At 42.4% G+C, this 17,052-nt stretch carries 18 protein-coding genes and 1 other RNA gene; 6 read left to right on the top strand and 13 right to left on the bottom strand.

Annotated elements, in window-relative coordinates:
- Window positions 1–460: 460 nt before the first annotated feature.
- The 4 genes from I6N95_RS02955 to I6N95_RS02970 all read right to left on the bottom strand — a co-directional run bounded on the left by I6N95_RS02955 (window position 461) and on the right by I6N95_RS02970 (window position 4,332).
- The gene (locus tag I6N95_RS02955; RefSeq protein WP_209524865.1) at window positions 461–1,894 is read right to left on the bottom strand and encodes an aldehyde dehydrogenase family protein; all 1,434 of its coding nucleotides are present in this window, start codon (window positions 1,892–1,894) and stop codon (window positions 461–463) included.
- 193 nt (window positions 1,895–2,087) lie between these two features.
- Window positions 2,088–2,849 (bottom strand): 16S rRNA (uracil(1498)-N(3))-methyltransferase, encoded by a 762-nt coding sequence (locus I6N95_RS02960; protein ID WP_209524866.1) that lies wholly within the window; start codon window positions 2,847–2,849, stop codon window positions 2,088–2,090.
- Window positions 2,850–2,880: 31 nt separating this feature from the next.
- On the bottom strand, window positions 2,881–3,834 hold the full coding sequence (gene prmA, locus I6N95_RS02965; protein ID WP_209524867.1) for a 50S ribosomal protein L11 methyltransferase: 954 nt from the start codon (window positions 3,832–3,834) through the stop codon (window positions 2,881–2,883).
- A 15-nt stretch (window positions 3,835–3,849) separates the two neighbouring features.
- A complete protein-coding gene (locus tag I6N95_RS02970) occupies window positions 3,850–4,332 on the bottom strand; it encodes a DUF3013 family protein (RefSeq protein WP_209524868.1) in 483 nt (160 codons plus the stop codon).
- Window positions 4,333–4,525: 193 nt separating this feature from the next.
- On the opposite strand from I6N95_RS02970, the gene I6N95_RS02975 reads away from it, so the two are divergent.
- The 6 genes from I6N95_RS02975 to I6N95_RS03000 all read left to right on the top strand — a co-directional run bounded on the left by I6N95_RS02975 (window position 4,526) and on the right by I6N95_RS03000 (window position 8,118).
- Window positions 4,526–5,059 carry a phosphatase PAP2 family protein gene (locus tag I6N95_RS02975; RefSeq protein WP_209524869.1) on the top strand — a complete coding sequence of 178 codons (534 nt, stop codon included), beginning with the start codon at window positions 4,526–4,528 and terminating at the stop codon, window positions 5,057–5,059.
- 59 nt (window positions 5,060–5,118) lie between these two features.
- Complete coding sequence (locus I6N95_RS02980) at window positions 5,119–6,390, top strand: replication-associated recombination protein A (RefSeq protein WP_209524870.1); 1,272 nt, start codon at window positions 5,119–5,121, stop codon at window positions 6,388–6,390.
- A 66-nt stretch (window positions 6,391–6,456) separates the two neighbouring features.
- A non-coding RNA gene (gene ssrS / locus I6N95_RS02985) (6S RNA) lies at window positions 6,457–6,645 on the top strand.
- A 109-nt stretch (window positions 6,646–6,754) separates the two neighbouring features.
- On the top strand, window positions 6,755–7,039 hold the full coding sequence (locus tag I6N95_RS02990) for a hypothetical protein (protein WP_209524871.1): 285 nt from the start codon (window positions 6,755–6,757) through the stop codon (window positions 7,037–7,039).
- Window positions 7,040–7,069: 30 nt separating this feature from the next.
- Window positions 7,070–7,531 carry a universal stress protein gene (locus tag I6N95_RS02995; RefSeq protein ID WP_209524872.1) on the top strand — a complete coding sequence of 154 codons (462 nt, stop codon included), beginning with the start codon at window positions 7,070–7,072 and terminating at the stop codon, window positions 7,529–7,531.
- Window positions 7,532–7,635: 104 nt separating this feature from the next.
- Window positions 7,636–8,118 carry a hypothetical protein gene (locus I6N95_RS03000; protein ID WP_209524873.1) on the top strand — a complete coding sequence of 161 codons (483 nt, stop codon included), beginning with the start codon at window positions 7,636–7,638 and terminating at the stop codon, window positions 8,116–8,118.
- A gap of 46 nt (window positions 8,119–8,164) precedes the next feature.
- On the opposite strand, the gene I6N95_RS03005 is transcribed toward I6N95_RS03000, so the two are convergent.
- From I6N95_RS03005 to I6N95_RS03045, 9 genes are all read right to left on the bottom strand, one after another.
- A complete protein-coding gene (locus I6N95_RS03005) occupies window positions 8,165–9,346 on the bottom strand; it encodes an acetate/propionate family kinase (protein WP_209524874.1) in 1,182 nt (393 codons plus the stop codon).
- Between the two features lie 22 nt (window positions 9,347–9,368).
- Window positions 9,369–10,379 (bottom strand): class I SAM-dependent methyltransferase, encoded by a 1,011-nt coding sequence (locus I6N95_RS03010; RefSeq protein WP_209524875.1) that lies wholly within the window; start codon window positions 10,377–10,379, stop codon window positions 9,369–9,371.
- Between the two features lie 230 nt (window positions 10,380–10,609).
- Entirely contained in the window at window positions 10,610–11,278 is a 669-nt protein-coding gene (locus tag I6N95_RS03015; protein WP_209524876.1) for an amino acid ABC transporter permease, read from the bottom strand.
- Window positions 11,278–12,126, bottom strand: coding sequence for a transporter substrate-binding domain-containing protein (locus tag I6N95_RS03020; RefSeq protein WP_209524877.1), 849 nt, complete (start codon window positions 12,124–12,126; stop codon window positions 11,278–11,280). Before I6N95_RS03020 ends, I6N95_RS03015 begins: the two co-directional genes overlap by 1 nt.
- Window positions 12,127–12,138: 12 nt before the next feature.
- Entirely contained in the window at window positions 12,139–13,587 is a 1,449-nt protein-coding gene (locus I6N95_RS03025) for an amidase (RefSeq protein ID WP_209524878.1), read from the bottom strand.
- 267 nt (window positions 13,588–13,854) lie between these two features.
- On the bottom strand, window positions 13,855–14,775 hold the full coding sequence (locus I6N95_RS03030; protein WP_209524879.1) for an SGNH/GDSL hydrolase family protein: 921 nt from the start codon (window positions 14,773–14,775) through the stop codon (window positions 13,855–13,857).
- A 19-nt stretch (window positions 14,776–14,794) separates the two neighbouring features.
- Window positions 14,795–15,400, bottom strand: coding sequence for a DUF1054 family protein (locus I6N95_RS03035; RefSeq protein ID WP_209525405.1), 606 nt, complete (start codon window positions 15,398–15,400; stop codon window positions 14,795–14,797).
- Between the two features lie 10 nt (window positions 15,401–15,410).
- The gene (locus I6N95_RS03040; RefSeq protein WP_209524880.1) at window positions 15,411–15,974 is read right to left on the bottom strand and encodes a GNAT family N-acetyltransferase; all 564 of its coding nucleotides are present in this window, start codon (window positions 15,972–15,974) and stop codon (window positions 15,411–15,413) included.
- Window positions 15,975–16,075: 101 nt separating this feature from the next.
- Complete coding sequence (locus I6N95_RS03045; RefSeq protein WP_209524881.1) at window positions 16,076–17,035, bottom strand: siderophore ABC transporter substrate-binding protein; 960 nt, start codon at window positions 17,033–17,035, stop codon at window positions 16,076–16,078.
- Between the last annotated feature and the right edge of the window lie 17 nt (window positions 17,036–17,052).

Genomic DNA, 17,052 nt, shown 5'->3' on the forward strand with positions numbered 1-17,052 from the left:
ATCGAAACGCAGTGTAGTGTCCTAAACTTCTACGCATTAAAATGCTAGAGTTAAGGCTCTCCTCTAAACTTGGTTGTCGATGTCCCTCATCTCTATAGGCTGAAGCCTTAAGAATGACGGCTCTTCGATGTCCCTCATCTCTATAGGCTAAAGCCTTAAAAATGACGGCTCTTCGATGTCCCTCATCTCTATAGGCTAAAGCCTTAAGAATGACAGCTCTTCGATGTCCCTCATCTCTATAGGCTAAAGCCTTAAGAATGACGGCTCTTCTTTAAACTCTGATCTTTTGGCGCGACGACTTTTTTATTTTATATAGGTTATTTTTATTAATCAACAGATAGTGGCATCCCTTGATTGGTCGTATTTTGATTTTCAATTTTTGGTTATTTGTCTGGTACTTTTTTAAGGGATGTCTGTATTATACAAATTTTACGCCATCTTTTCAATAAAGGATACATGGCTATTTTAAGAATCGACGAATCCACTTGTCTTTAACATGGGTATACGGGGCATACATTAATTTCAACGGGAAATAATTGGTTCGTTCTAAAACAGATCGTTGATGAGTAAAGGCTTCAAAACTGTAGCGACCATGATAATGCCCCATGCCTGAATGTCCGACACCGCCAAAGGGAAGGCGTGAATTGCTGAGATGGAGAATCGTATCATTAATTGTTGCCCCACCAAATTGTAATCGGTCGATAATTTGCTGAATCTCAGGTTTACTTTTTGAAAAAGGGTAGAAAGCTAAGGGGGCTTCCTGCTCCTCAATGTATCCCAGAGCATCTTCTAAATGGTGATAACTTAAAACTGGTAATAGTGGCCCAAATATTTCTTCCTTCATAGCCCCTAAATCAGACGTCAGCGTCCCTTGAATAAGAGTTGGCTCAATAAACAAGTCCTTCTGATCAACGGTACCACCAAAGATAATCTGATCAGCATCTTTTTCAAGGATCGCCTGCAAGCGGCCCAGATGACGCTGGTTAACAATTCGCCCATAATCGGCAGACGCTTGACTGTTTTCACCGTACAATGACACTATTTTCGCGATTAATAAAGAGATAAACTCATCTCTAATTGACTCGTCCACTAAACAATAATCCGGGGCAATACAAGTTTGTCCCATATTCAATAGCTTGCCCCAAATAATCCGCTCTGCCGCTAAGTTTAAATCAGCCTGAGCGGTAACAAGGGCCGGGCTTTTCCCACCTAATTCCAACGTCACAGGAGTTAAATACTGACTGGCCGCTTCCAAAACAATCTGGCCAACAGTCGTACTCCCAGTAAAGAACAGTTTATCAAACCGCTCCTGTAACATCCTTGTATTGTGTTCTTTATTACTTTCAAAAAAATGTAAATAGTCACGAGAAAAATACTTAGGGCTAGCCTCAAAGAGTACTTGATTAACATGGGGAGTGTATTCCGACAGTCCAACGAGCGCCACATTGCCACCTGCAATCGCCCCGATCAACGGGTCTAAAGACAATAATAACGGATAATTATAAGCACTCAAAATCAAGGTACAACCATAAGGGCTCGATGTGATATAGCTTCTGGCTGGCATTAAAAAGAGTGGTGTTGCCACTTTTTTTGGTCGACTCCACCGCTTTAAAGACCGCTGAGCCGCTCTCAAATTGTGGTAAAGTAAGCCAATTTCCGTCATATAAGACTCACTTGAGTGCTTGCCTAAGTCCTTTTCTAAAGCCTCACACAAGACTTCTTCATGATCTCTTAACAGCGTCTCTAACTGCTTAAGCTGACTTAAACGAAACCCTAAAGGCTTGGTTTGTTGGCTTCGGTAAAACAGCCGTTGTGCCTGAATAATTTCCTTTATTTCCGATTCCTTCATGAGTGAAATCCTCTCTGTTTGTTGTCTCATTAGTATACCATACATCAGCTTGCCCCTTGTTTATAAGATCTTTCCCACCTTTGAAAACAGCCACTGGGACAAAAAGCTTACTCAAATCTCTCAATCCCCAAAAACACCAAAAAGAACCACTCAGACATGAATGGTTCCAACTTTAGCACTGTTGTTTAAAAAGTATTATCAGAGACTTACTCATTAACGAGTCATAAAAGGACACTTGTTAGACTTGCAATAGGTCAAACTGATAACTAATGGCGCTCAATAGATAAAGAGGGGCTGTTTCCGCTCTTAAAATACGTGGTCCCAACCCACAAACATGAGCTCCCAAAGATTCAAAATAGCTGACTTCTTTTGCTGAAAAACCACCTTCTGGTCCAACGAGTACCAGCAACTTTTGCCCGCGTTTCATTTCTTGAATGGTGCGAACTAACTGGGCTTTCTCGCCAATTTTTGCCGCTTCTTCATAAGCCACAAGAATTTGATCGTAACCACTAAAACTCTCAAAAAAAAGAGCTGACTGCTCGAACATGGTGACGGTCGGTTGAACCTGACGATGAGATTGTTCCGCTGCTTCTTTGGCAATCTTACTTAAACGATCTTGTCGTTTGCCTAATTTTTTGCCGTCCCATTTAACCACAGATGTTTGACTGGGAAACCCAATAAAGTTGTGAGCCCCAAGTTCCGTTCCCTTTTGTACCACCAGCTCAAGCTTATCCCCTTTAGGATAGCCACAGGCGATGGTCACATGAATCGGTAGCTCCTTCGTCTGTTCTTCACGCGCCACTTCCCTTAACAGGACTTTCTCCGTTAAGATCTGTGTGACTTCCGCTTTAATAGCCACTTCATCTTGAAAAACCAGATAGCATTGGTCGCCTTCTTTCATGCGCATCACATTAATGGCATGATGATAATCCTCTCCCTCAAGAGAAAAGCCCTCTGCTACCATCTCAGTATAGGCCTGTTCCACAAAATACCGTTGCATTCACAACTCTCCCTGACAATTCGACTTATTTTTACTTTTGATCACTGGCTGGTTTCGTTAAAATAATGCCGAACCAATCAGCCTGCTGCAAAATTTCCGTAATTTCAAACCCGATAGCGACTAGCGCTTCAAGGACTTCCGCTTTTTTATCTTCAATAATCCCTGAGACAATCAATTTCCCGCCAGGTTTAACTAAACGCCACGCATCAGGAATCAAACGCAAGATGATTTCCGCCAAGATATTAGCCACAATCACATCCGCTTGAATCTCAACACCTGTCAATAAATCATTGGCACTTACCTGAACATCCCCAGCAATTGGGTTTAAGTCCACATTTTCTTGAGCCGCTGTCACTGCCACATCATCCAGATCGTAAGCATAGACCTCCTTGGCCCCTAAATGCTTACTGGCAATGCTCAGAACACCAGAGCCCGTACCTACATCTAAAACTGTTTCACCGCCCCGTAAGACGATTTCTAACGCGTGGAGGCTGACCATCGTCGTCGGATGAGTCCCTGTTCCAAACGCCATGCCTGGATCAAGTTTTAAAATCTTTTCATCCTCATTTTTAGCTTGATAATCCACCCAATTTGGCACAATCGTTAAATAACGACTGATGGAAACAGGATGATAATATTTTTTCCAAGCAGTCGCCCAATCGGTCTCAGCCACCTCATGAATCTCAACCAGATTAGCCCCAATAGCTAAACCAAACTCTGGCAATTGATTGACCTTTTGTTTAATGGTCGGCAATATTTCCGGCAAAAAGGTTGTTTCCGGAAAATAAGCCATCACGATCGCCCCTTCTTTAATATGATCAAAATCCTCGTCATCAAGGATTTCACCAAACTTATCACTGACAAAATTCGTCACATCCAAGGCATCTTCAATCGCAACCCCACTAGCACCAGCTTCCATCATAATATTGGCGATTGCCTCAACTGCTTCACTGGCTGTGGTGACTTTTACTTCGGTCCATTTCATCTCTCTTTGCTCCTTCTAGTATTTCGGATAAGGAACGTACTCTGTCGGTCCTGTTGCTTCCGCTAATTGCTTGTCAAACTCCGCCTGATCCCACTGTAATTCAAATACTTCGGCATCTTCATTAGCCAAAAAGTCCATTAAATCACTTTCGCCTTCTGTCAAGATCTGGCTTAGATACTTAGCTAATACCATTAAAACCTTCTTTTGAATGCCTTTCTTTCCCTCATAAGGAATCAGCGCCAAGTAGTCTTCCGCATCTGCAACTGCCCCTTTAGCAGGGTCATATAACAACACACTATCTTCAAACTCAATCACTTCTTCTTCAGACTCAACCCCTTCTAAATCAGCAATTGCCCCCTTCCCTTGGTTTTGCGCATATAACACAACCATCACTTCAACTGTGTGGCCTTTAGTGTCCCAATCAATGGCGAAATCGTAGTCTCCTAAATTTTTTTCCAATTGTTTTTCTAAAAATGTCAACATATGTTCTTTTTTCATCGGTTGTTGTCCTTTCTTTGGCACATTCTTCTGCTATTTTATCATACAAGAGACTGCCTTAAAATGCTACTATCAAATCCTTTGCTAACTTGTCTATTTAAGCCCGTCTTTTCATTGATATTTCAGCAAAAAACCCGTATACTTTGCCTACAGCTCGACATCTTTCAAACCTATTATCCCAAAGGAGTTGCTTATGTTTACAACCATTCAAAGCTGGGATCAACAGCTTATTAACTTCATCCAACAGAAAGTCCCTCGAAGCCAGATACCGACCCGACTTGCCAGAATCATCAACTCGATTGGCAATGGTGGCATTATGTGGGTTTGTTTAGCCGTTTTTTTAATCGCTCGCGGTCAGCAACCCTTTGGCTATATGATTATCTTTGCTGATGCGTTCTATTTTCTCGTCTGCCACCAGTTCATCAAAAAAATCGTCGTCCGAAAGCGACCCTTTCAAAATAACCCAGAGATTCAATTGGAAATCAAGACCCCTAGTAGTTCTTCCTTTCCCTCTGGCCACGCGACGATTTCCTTCGCCAGTACAACCATTCTTTTTTTCATGAATCCTCTCGTCGGTTGGATCGCCTTGATCCTTTCACTAATTGTCGCCCTCTCCCGTCTCTATCTAATGGTGCATTACCCTAGTGATGTCCTTTGGGGAATGGCAATCGGTATTCTGGATGGCTTGATTGCCGTCTATGTCATCAGGCTCCTATACCATTTATAAAGAGGGCACCTCCTCTCTGGTCTGTGGTATAATTGAGTTATTAATAAAGGAGGTTGACTATGAATAAACCTTTAGCTTATCGCATGAGGCCTCGCAATTTGGATGAGGTGGTCGGCCAACGACACCTCGTAGGGGAAGGCAAAATCATTCGTCGAATGGTCGAAGCCAAAATGCTGTCTTCGATGATTTTATACGGTCCCCCTGGAACAGGTAAAACCAGTATAGCCAGCGCCATTGCCGGCTCAACTAAGTACGCTTTTCGCATGTTAAATGCCGCCACAGACACAAAAAAAGACTTGCAAATCGTAGCCGAAGAAGCCCGTATGAGCGGAACCGTCATCCTCTTGCTAGATGAGGTTCATCGCCTAGATAAAACCAAACAGGATTTTCTACTGCCACATTTAGAGAATGGCCGCATTATTTTGATTGGCGCGACAACTGAAAATCCCTATATCAGTATCAACCCGGCCATTCGCAGCCGAACACAAATTTTTGAAGTAAAACCACTAAGTGAAGAAGATATTGAAGTAGCCATCAACCAAGCTTTAGCTGATAAAGAACGAGGCTTAGGCGAAGAAACCGTCATCCTTGACGATGAGGCCATGCTTCATTTGACGCGGGCCACTAATGGCGATTTACGCAGCGCTCTCAACGGCCTTGAATTAGCCGTTAAATCAACTCCTCCAGATGCTGGTAACATCCATTTAACCCTTGCGATTATTGAAGAATGTGTCCAACGAAAAGCACTGACCCACGATAAAAAAGGCGATGCCCATTACGATGTTATTTCAGCCTTTCAAAAATCAATCCGCGGCAGTGATGTCAATGCCGCCTTACATTATCTGGGACGTCTAGTCGAAGCTGGCGACTTATTGATTATTTGCCGGCGTTTAATGGTGATCGCTTACGAAGATGTTGGCTTAGGCAACCCTCCCGCTGCTGCTCGCACCGTTAGTGCCGTTCAAGCTGCTGAAAAATTAGGATTTCCTGAAGCGCGCATTCCTTTAGCCAACGCCGTCATTGATTTAGCCTTATCACCGAAATCCAATTCAGGTTACATGGCCTTAGACGCTGCCATTGCCGATATTCGAGCAGGAAAATCTGGTGAGATCCCCGATCACTTACGGGACAGTCACTATAAAGGAGCTGAAGAGCTAAATCGAGGAATAGGTTATCAATACCCACATGACGCACCAGGCTCTTGGGTGGATCAACAGTATCTGCCTAATAAAATCAAACGAGCCCGTTACTACGAACCGAAAAATACCGGCAAGTACGAACAAGCTCTCGCCCAACAATACGAACGCATCAACAAAAACAAAACAACATGAGACATTTTTTTACGAAGAAAGCGGTATGAATTGCTCATTTTATTGCAGTATGCTATTATAAAGGTGGGATATCTGTGATGTTCGAATCACTCCAATCTGTGTTGACCGAACATTTTTAGTATTACTTCGGGATTCAACGAGTTCAAAAAGAAAACAAGCCTTTTCACTTGGTAGTTTGACAGTTGGACAGCGAACCCCACCTGCTTACTGCGGGATCAATACTCCGGCGTGATCAACGGCATCTACGGATACTGCCCATTTTATGTTAAACTAAAGCAATTTGCGCTAGCAAGTTGCTTTTTATTCTATGGTGATTTAGGTCTCTGGTCAGACCAAACTGACTGACAGTCAAAAGGAGTTTACAATGATTATTAGAATTTTATTGATTATTATTATGCTTGTGCTATTTTTCGTAGCTTATTACTTACAAAAAAACAACCAGTCCTTTAGTAAAGTATTAGCCGGCGACACCCCTCAAGAACCCATTCAAGCCATCTTTAAACAGTTCGCCAAAACTTGCTTGATCTTAGGAGCCATCGGTTTAGTCTTTTTCATTTTAGGACATAAAACACTGGCCTTAACCTATATCGCTGTCGTGATGATCGCTTCAGCTATCTTTAGTATAAAATTATCTAAATTAATTTCCTAAGCGATTAAATTTTGAAATGAGGTGCTTCTCATGATCCAACAATACAAACATATTTTAGTAGCAGTTGACGGTTCTGACGAATCTGAACTAGCCTTTACCAAAGCCGTTAATGTCGCTAAACGAAATCAAGCCAAATTATTTTTAGTTCACATCATCGACACTAGAGCCTTTCAATCCGTCTCTTCTTTTGATGATGAACTCGCCAGCCAAGCCACTGAAATGGCCAAACAAACACTGGCCGAACTAGCTGAGAAAGCCAAGCGTAACGGGGTGGAAAACGTCGTTGAAATCGTGGAATACGGTGCCCCTAAAGGGCTGATTGCCCGCCAATTGCCGGATGAATACGACATCGACTTAATCATGGTTGGTGCGACTGGTTTAAACGCTGTCGAGCGGTTACTGATTGGCTCCGTCTCCGAGTACATCATCCGTCATGCTCATTGTGACGTCTTAGTTGTCAGAACCGATTTAGCTAACAAGCGTCCCCAATAACATATGGCAAGTAGAAAGTCACAAAGGCTTTCTACTTTTTTTGTCCGAACTCATGACACCCCTTTCATAAAACATGTTATAATAAAAAAAAGGAGGTGTCTGTCATGAAATTCAAGAACTGGGCATTCGCTGGTGTGGCCTTGATCCTGTTCCTTAGTCTCTTTTGGTTCTTCAAAAAACCAACCTCTCTCGAAGTCTACGATATCAACAAATCATTTGCCAATGGGGAAGTTTCCGTCAAAAACCTCAAGCTTATCAGTTCAGGGAATGACGTTTATTTAACTGACAGCTACTACTTTTCAACCAGTTTACGCACTATTTCAGCCATTAATCTCCAGCTTCTCGATGCTCAAGAGACGTTGTTCTACAGTCAATCGACGCCCCTCTTTTTCGAAGAAGACGGTACCCAAACATATTGGAACAATTCTGCTCCCTTTACAACAGAAATCATGATTCCCAAGGTCACGCTTAGACACAACGATGTCATCTACCTTAACATTCAGTATACGGATGAAAGCGGCAAGGAATATCATGATAAACAAGCCTTTACCTTAAAGAAAAATGACATCACTCGCGCAAAACCTTAAAAAAAAACTCGTTTCAGTCTAAGGCTGAAACGAGTTTTTTTAAGGGTTATTTTAATGCTTCAACATCACGGGCAATCATGACTTCTTCATCAGTTGGAATCAACAGCACTTTAACTTTAGAATCCTCTGTTGAAATCACGCGTTGTTCACCACGAACATTGTTTTTCTCATCGTCGATTTCACAACCAAACCAAGTCATGCCATTGATGATTGATTTACGCATATTAGCATCATTTTCACCGATACCAGCTGTGAAGACAATCGCATCAACACCGTTCATAACAGTAACATAACTACCAATATACTTGCGGACACGGTCAGCAAAAATTTGTAGCGCTAATTGAGCTTCTGGTTTATCAGAATGCTCTAAATCACGCATGTCACTTGAAATGCCGGAAAGACCTGTTAAACCTGATTTTTGATTTAAAATATCAATCATATCTTTAATATCTGTCAACCCTAATTTACCCATTAAGTATGGCAATAAAGACGGATCAATATCACCTGAGCGAGTTCCCATAGTCACACCAGCAAGAGGCGTGAAGCCCATAGACGTATCAACAGATTTACCACCATCCACCGCTGTGATTGATGCACCATTACCTAAATGACACGTGATGATTTTTAACTCTTCAATTGGTTTGCCTAACATTTCAGCCGCTTGTTCAGAGACATAACGATGACTAGTACCATGAGCACCGTATTTACGGGCTTGATATTTTTCATAATATTCCATTGGAATGCTATACAAGTAATTAACTTCTGGCATCGTTGTGTGGAATGACGTATCAAAAACAGCCACATTGATTGTATTCGGTAATAATTTTTGAATCACACGAATAACCGCTGCTTCAGCAGGATTGTGCAATGGCGCAAATTCAGCTAAATCATCAATTAATTTCAACGCGGCATCGTCGATTAAAGCAGACTCTTTAAAGTGCTCACCACCGGCAACCACACGGTGACCCGCTCCCGTAATTTCTTCAAATGACGCGATGATGTTTAACTCTGTCATTTTTGCCAATAACATGTTGATGGCAAATTCATGGTCATTAATATCTAAGACTTCGTTGTATTTTTGGCCTTCACCGTATTTAATCGTAAAAATCGAATCATTTAAGCCAATTCGTTCCACGATTCCTGAAGCGATAACCTCTTCTTGTGGCATTTCGAATAACTGCCATTTTAGACTTGAACTACCTGCGTTGATTGCAATTGTTTTTGACATAATTTGATAGAACTCCTTTTAGTTAACTTATATTTTGGGCTTTCCACGTGCTAAACTGTTTGAAAAATCGTTGTAGCTGTTCGCCGTTTTTAAGTGACGGCACACTTGCTAACAATACTTCTTTGGCTTGACGACTCGTTTCGCCATGATTTTGGATAATGATGATTGACTTCTGAGAATGCTTGGCTTTAAATAAGCTATCCGGCAACTGTAAAATGCCCTGTAGATAAACTTTTTCAGTCAGCCACTGTTTCAGTTCTGACGCTTGTTCAGTCTCTAGAAAGTCTCGAGGAACTAAGAATAGGCCAAAACCATCTTCTTTGACGTAAGTCATGCTCTGTTCCATTAACAAGTGGTGGGCATAGGAATGTCCCTCCTTAGCACCTGTTACGAATTTACGAGCCTGTTCATCATTGGGGTAAAAGCCAACTGGCAAGTCCGCCACCGTTACATCAGCCGGTTCAACTAATAAGTGCTGCAAACTGTCCTGATGAAATAACTGTAAAGGTGTCTCAAACCACTGGGCATTGACTGCGGCAACAGCCAACAAAGCATCATCCACATCAACCCCCGTCCCATTCACAGCGTACCCTGCTTCCTGCAAGCTCAACATCACTGTCTGAATCAGATTTCCCATTCCGACCGTTAAATCGTTGATAGCCACTGATTGATGAGTTTTCCCAACAAGCTCTTCAACCAGATAAACAAACAAAAATCCTAACGCATCAGGTGTTAATTGATGATTGGGCTGCAAAGGTTCGGCCATCGTTCCTTTTAATAAAAGAAGCTGACTAACTTTGCGCTTTTCTTCGCTCGTTAACTCCAGTTGTTGAAACGCTTGATAATTAGTTTCAATCAATCCTTTTGTTTCCTCATCTGGCTGATGATCAAGTACTCGCACTTGATAGCCATCGTTCATATTTTCACCATTTTCAATATAGGCGTCAATAAAGGGAATTTCCAGAGCTGATTGAATGAATTTAATCGACGTTTCAAGCAATTGAAAGCCTGTTTCGATTTTATTTTGAGGCATTCTGTCACTTCTTTTCTCTCTTAAATATAACAATTTGCGTACCTCTTTCATTCTAACGAAAAAAGGTCTCATATTCAAGAGTTTTGGCTCTTTTCATCAAGTTTACTTGAAAAAATGTTAGGGAAATATTTCACAGAAATTGAAACACTTATTTTTTGTTGTTTTTTAGCCATTTAAAGAAGCTGAGAGTGGTCCCTCAGCTTCTTATGTCAGTTTAAGTTATCCCACCACTAAGTGTACTGTTGATACTTGTTTTCCAAATAGTGTTGTACTTGACCAATCGCCAAACACAACAGCCAATAGATAAGGGCCACTAACACATACAAACTCATGTAATCAAATTCGCGACCGCCAACAATCTTCGCCTTTTGAAAAATTTCAGGAACAGTGATCGTCGCGGCCAAAGCCGTCCCTTTTACCAAATCCATGGCCACATTTCCCAGAGAAGGAATCGCAATTCGAAAGGCTTGAGGCAAAATAATCTTCGTCATAATTTTAACAAAAGGAAAACCTAACGCCCGCGCGGCATCCCATTGACCGCTGTCAACACCACTGATAGCCCCCCGATAGATTTCTGCCAAAAAAGCACTGCTCGTCAACGTAAAACAAATCACCACGGCTGAAGTAGCACTTAACTGATACGGTAGACCAAAGTACAAAATAAAAAGCAACACCAACGCTGGCACACCACGTAAAAATGAAATATAAAATCGCAACAACCACTGTAACGGCTTAATCGGCAACATCCCCAATATGGTCAATACAACCCCTAGGAGATTGCCCAAAAGAAAACTAAGGAGACTTAACCCTAGTGTATAAGGCAACCCCTGTAAAATAAAGGGGATCGACTCCCACATTAATGTCACATCCAATTGAGGGATATAAGTAGTGGCGTTCATCAGTCAGCACTCACAGTCCGATCGACCTTAACCGCTGGCTCCACTGACACATCCGTACCGAAAAAAGTCTCGGCTAAGGCCTTTAACTGGCCATCTTTTTGCATCTCCACAATCACTTCATCAATTTTTTCACGCAAGGCGACGTCTTTTTTATTGTATAACAAACCTGAAGTAGAGGCGTTAAAGTACACATCTTCTAAAATTTTCACCGGAATATCAGGCAAAGCTCCCACGGACATCTTTTGTAGATAATAATCATTCAAAATAACATCCGTTCGACCGTTTGCCACATCCGTTAAGTACTGATCATTGGTCGCATTGTCGTAGCTGACTAGCTCTGCGCCAAACTTCTCCGCGATCTTCATATAGCCAGTGGTCGCCTCGCCAGCCGCTTTTTTCCCTTTTAGATCCTCCAGTGACGCAATCCCAGAATCATCACTTTTTCTGACAATCATGCTGTCAAATGAATACTTTAAAGGCAATGATAAGGCAAAATTTTTCGCTCGGGCCTCCGATAGAGATAAATCATTGGCAATAAGATGGGTCGTCCCATTTTTTAACGAGGCAATCGTGCCATCAATATTATATTCCTTAAACTCAACCTCCAGTCCCAAACGCTTGGCCACTTCCCGACTGACTTCCACTGAATACCCCGTTAACTCGTTCTGATCATTATAGTATGAGGCCGGAAAGAGCGTGCCCGAAGTCGCCACGACCAATTTCCCCGTTTTCTCTATTGCTTGCCAACTGTTATCCTGAACCTCTTCCTTAGCGGCAGGCTTCCCACATGCCGCTAATATCAAACCAATCATTACCACACTGATGAATCCTATAACTGTTTTTTTCATTTCCCCATAATCCTACTCTCTATAAAATGTTGGGACAATTAATTGTTGCCCCTCTTCCAATTCACGGCCTAAACGGAACAAAATATCTTCACGACTTTTCGATGCCATCAACTGAATCCCTAATGGTAGGCCGTTTTTAGCAACATACACCGGCAAACTAATGGCCGGTTGGCCGGTTAAATTTGCCAATTGGGTATACGGCGTCACTGCCAAACTTTTAGCAAACATCTCATACACCAAGTCCTTTAGCTCCCCTTGACTTAACTCTTCTGCAAGGGCTAATTTTTCACGAATTGCCGGACTTTGTAACTCAGCGCTGACTTTCGGTGCCGTATCAGTTGCCGTTGGTGATAAAAAGGCATCGTAAGTTTCAAACAGCGTCTCCATGACATAGGCTGCCTGATCCCACAACTGCAAAGAATGTACATACTCCCCAGCACTAATTTGTTTTCCGTACTGATAAATAGCCCAAGTCATCGGCTCCACATCCTCTTTGGTGATGGGGCGACCAATTCCTGCTTCAATCTCATCCATCATGGCCACCGTCTCAGCCCCATTCATCGCATAATAACTGTCAATCAAGGCAGGCCCATCAACCGGATAGGCCACTTCTACCAACTCGTGACCCCCTCGCGCCAAAAAACTAGCCGCTTTTTCAAAGGCCTGACGTGCCGCTTCTGTTACATGCCCCTTAATTGGCGAATCAACACAATAGGCGATCCGCAAAGGCCGATTTTGCCTAACGCCCCCATAAGCTGGCGCTTGATAAGGTGCCGCCTTATGGTTCCCTCGCAAACCGTCAAACAACTGGATCGTGTCTCTCATCGACACCGTTAAGGCAAAGTCAATCGAGGCTCCTTGCCAACCACGCCAGCCATGAGGGCCTGTCGGCATACTGCCTCGAGTCGGCTTTAAGCCAATCAGACCAGAAAAACTGGCAGGAATCCGAATTGAACCACCGCCGTCACTAGCGCCGACAATCGGAAACATGCCACTAGCAAGGGCTGACGCTGCGCCACCACTAGACCCACCAGCGTGATAATCGATGTTCCAAGCATTTTTCGTTACCCCATATAATTGCGGATCCGTAATATTTTTAAAGCCAAACTCCGGGGCATTGGTTTTGCCAAAAGGAATTAATCCTAGCCGCTCAATCCCCTTAACAAAATGATCCGTCTCCTTGGCTCGCTGGCCCACAAATAAACGGGAAGAAGAGGTATCCCCCATTCCAGCCTTATGTTGCCCCAACATCTTGAGCGCAATTGGCACACCATAAAAAGGCGCCTCTTCTTGATCAACACGAGAGGCTAGCTCCTTCAAAGCACTAGCTTTATCTAATTCCACCACCGCATTCAATTCTGGATTAAGCTCTAAGACCCGACGTTCGGTTTCAGTTATTAACTCATGGGGCGATAATCTTTTCTCACGGATTTCTGTCGCCCAATATGTTGCATCTTTCATACAATTTCTACCCCTTTCACACAACACCCTTAGAAGACTAATTACAGCCGTCCAACCAAAAAAAGTATAGCATTCTCCCCCTTAAAGAACCATTCTTCTAGCTCAACAAACCCACTAACTAGGCCACACTTTTCCGATTTCCTAACAAAACACCAGTTTAGCCCCTCTCAAGACTCCTTGCCTGATAAACCAGACATACAAAATTGTTTTTTTGCCTAACCGTCCACAACACAAAAAAGCCAAGACTCCGCTCGACTTTCGTTAACGCTATTCCATTGTTTCCTCAATTACCTCAGCCATCCGCTGGCCAACAAGGGCCATCCCCTCACTATTAGGGTGGAGCTTATCATACGTATACTTGGCTTGATTACCACTTTCATTGGTAATCCCTGAATTTTCCATTAGATTATCCGTCGCTAGTTCATAACTCTTAGCCACCTCCATGATGCCGAGAGCCATTGCGTCCATCTTCTCTTGAAGATTATCACGATCTGTTCGTTGAATCGGGGTAAAAACAACTATTTCGCACTTGGGATTGTTCGACTTGATATAATCGATAATCCCTCGTAATCCTCCAAGGGTTGTGGCCGCTGTCTTGTCGGTAACCGTCCCTAAGGGATAACCTCCCCCCACATCATTCGTACCACCAAACAAGGTCACCAGATCAACATCTTTAAAATCGACTTTGGCTTTAACGATCATGTCATAAATCGAACGGTGTTCGCCGGCAGAAATTTTCTTGTCATACAGCGCATAAGTCGCCCCACTGTAGCCGTAAGTCACGACCGTTGCTCCCTGCTGACGGAAAACCTCTTGATAACCAATTATTGAGCCAACATTCTTAACGGTTTTGCCATCTAATTCAGTAATCGAATCACCGATGACCGCCACTTTTTTGCCTTCCAAATATGGGCGTTTAGCTAATTCTACTGCTTCAAGCTGCTCATTGACTACTTTTTGACCTTCGCCAGTTAGGCTTTCTACAACTTTCGTCGCCCCTTGAGCTTCTCCATTAGTTAGTGGACGCATATCCATCACTAAGACTGTCATCGCCACAACTGTCACTAAAGTCAGCAACACTCCGCGCACAAGAGCTCCCCTCTTCTTTAATTTACGACTAAAAAAGAGAATAATCACATCAAGCAAACGCATGACGATAATGACAATGATCACTTTTTCTAAACTCATCTTTTACCTCCAAAAAATCTCAACTCAATTGACGGGTCAAATTGTATAGCGGAACTAATTGTTGATAAGTAGTCAACATATAATCTCGGGCTTGCTTCGCCGATTTCAGCATCGGATCCCCCTTGACTAACACTCGCCCAATCTGAAATTCCCCTTTTTTGACATCTCGCCAACGAGTCAGCACAGCCTCTAAATCTGCCTCATGTATGGGTTGATAATTATTGACTGTATGGTCCCCATTCACTACATAGCCCTCTAAAGAATCAAACTGAGCCATATTATCCAACAAAGCCTGAGCCATTCGTTTTTCATTTTGTGGGTTATCAATAAACGATAGCCACATAACTATGTAGTTTTCGTTGATACCTAAGGTGAAATGAGGGTATTTTTTATATCCCCGTTTATCCCCTCCCATAGCGCTCCAAGTAAAATCTGGAGCATTAGCCGTCCGACGACGGTGTTGGGCAATATGAATAATCAGTTCTTCTCCCACCAGAGGTCTCAGTTCATTAACAAAATACTCATTCAGCTCCTGAAAAATCGGCTGAATCAACTGGCGAACTGCTGCCATCCGTTCCTCTAAACCTTCCACTTTAAATACATCAAACTCTTTTTTTCGAAACATCTTGACCATTTTATTGCTCCTGACTGTTGAAATAATCTTCTTTAGTGATGCCACAAATCACCGTTGTTGTCACTTCACCTTTTAAGATGGCATCATTTCTCAAAACTGCTTCCTTCACCATCCCCAATTTTGCCATCACCCGACCAGAAGCAGGATTACGCTCATCGTGTTTCGCTTCGACACGGTTTAAGCACAACTTATCAAAAGCTAACCACAGCATTTTTTGACCAGCTTCAGTTGTTAATCCTTGCCCCCAAAAAGCGCGATTGAGAGTATAACCAAGTTCAGCTTTACGATTTGCCTCATCGATCCGTATATCGATTGTACCGATCATTTTTTGCTGATCTTTTAAAATAATACCATAAGTACCTAAAGGTTTACTTAAAAAATACGTCGCCAAATTTTCGCGCGTGTCTTCAATAGTCTTATGTTTATCAAAAACATACGTTGTCGTCTCTTCATCTGAGGCGTACTCATACATGTCTGCTGCATCCTCTAATGTTACTGGGCGTAGCACGAGTCGTTCTGTTTCTAAAATCTGATGTTCTGCTAAAATCAATTGATAACTTTTCATCTCTCTCCCACCTTGCAAATTAGTTCTTTCTATCATAGCACAATTCAAGGGCTAGAAACACGTAAAAAAGGAGCTGGCAACACCCCAGCTCCTTCTCTCAGTTATTTAAGTGCGGCCTCTACGTCTTTTAACATCAATTCTGTACATTCAATTCCGCCGCCAGATAAATACCAGACATCGGCTTGTAAGGAAATAATTTTATCATTTTTACCGGCATTGGTTTGAGCAACTAACTCATTTTTCGATACATCGTTATTTTCGTCGTCTCCACCAATAGCTTTTGTTCGGTCAATCACAAAAATCACATCTGGATTTTTTTCCAAAACATATTCAAATGAAGCTGATTGACCATGAGTTGACACTTCGATCTCTGTGTCTGCCGGAATAAATCCGAAAGTATCATGAATAATTCCAAAACGTGAGCCTTCGCCATAAGCTGATAATTGCCCTTCATTAACTAAGGTTACCAAGGTTGTTAATTTGCTGGCTTGGGCTTTTTCTTTTGTCTCGGCAATTTGCGTTTCTAAATCAGCAATTTTTTCTTTTGCCAAGTCTTCTTCATTGAAGATGCTAGCTAACGTCTCAATATTGGTTTTAGTCGAATTCCACGTATCAGCATTATCTACCGCTAAATATAAAGTAGGAGCAATCGCTGACAAATCTTTTTTGAACTCACTTTGACGACCAGAGATAATAATTAAGTCTGGTTGTAATTCATTGATTTTTTCCAAATCAGGCTCTTTAATACCACCAGCTGATTCAACGTCTGCAAATTGATCCAAGTAGGCTGGCAAATTATCGGTTGCCGTCCCAATGACAGTCTCACCTTTGCCCAAACTGTTAATCGTATCCAATGATCCCATGTCAAAGACCACGACTTTTTCCGGGTTAACCGGTACTTCTACTTCACCCTCTGAATCCTTTACGGTAATTACCGTTGTTTCTGACTGGCTAGATGTGGACGAAGCCGTTGCCTTCTCTTGATCGTCCCCCTTACCACAACCTGCCAATACAAGCAGACCTAAAGCTAAAACACCTAAGACCTTGATCCTTTTTTTCATGCCTATTTCCTTCTTTC

This window comes from Vagococcus allomyrinae (genome assembly GCF_017829975.1).
Lineage (GTDB): Bacteria > Bacillota > Bacilli > Lactobacillales > Vagococcaceae > Vagococcus_D > Vagococcus_D allomyrinae.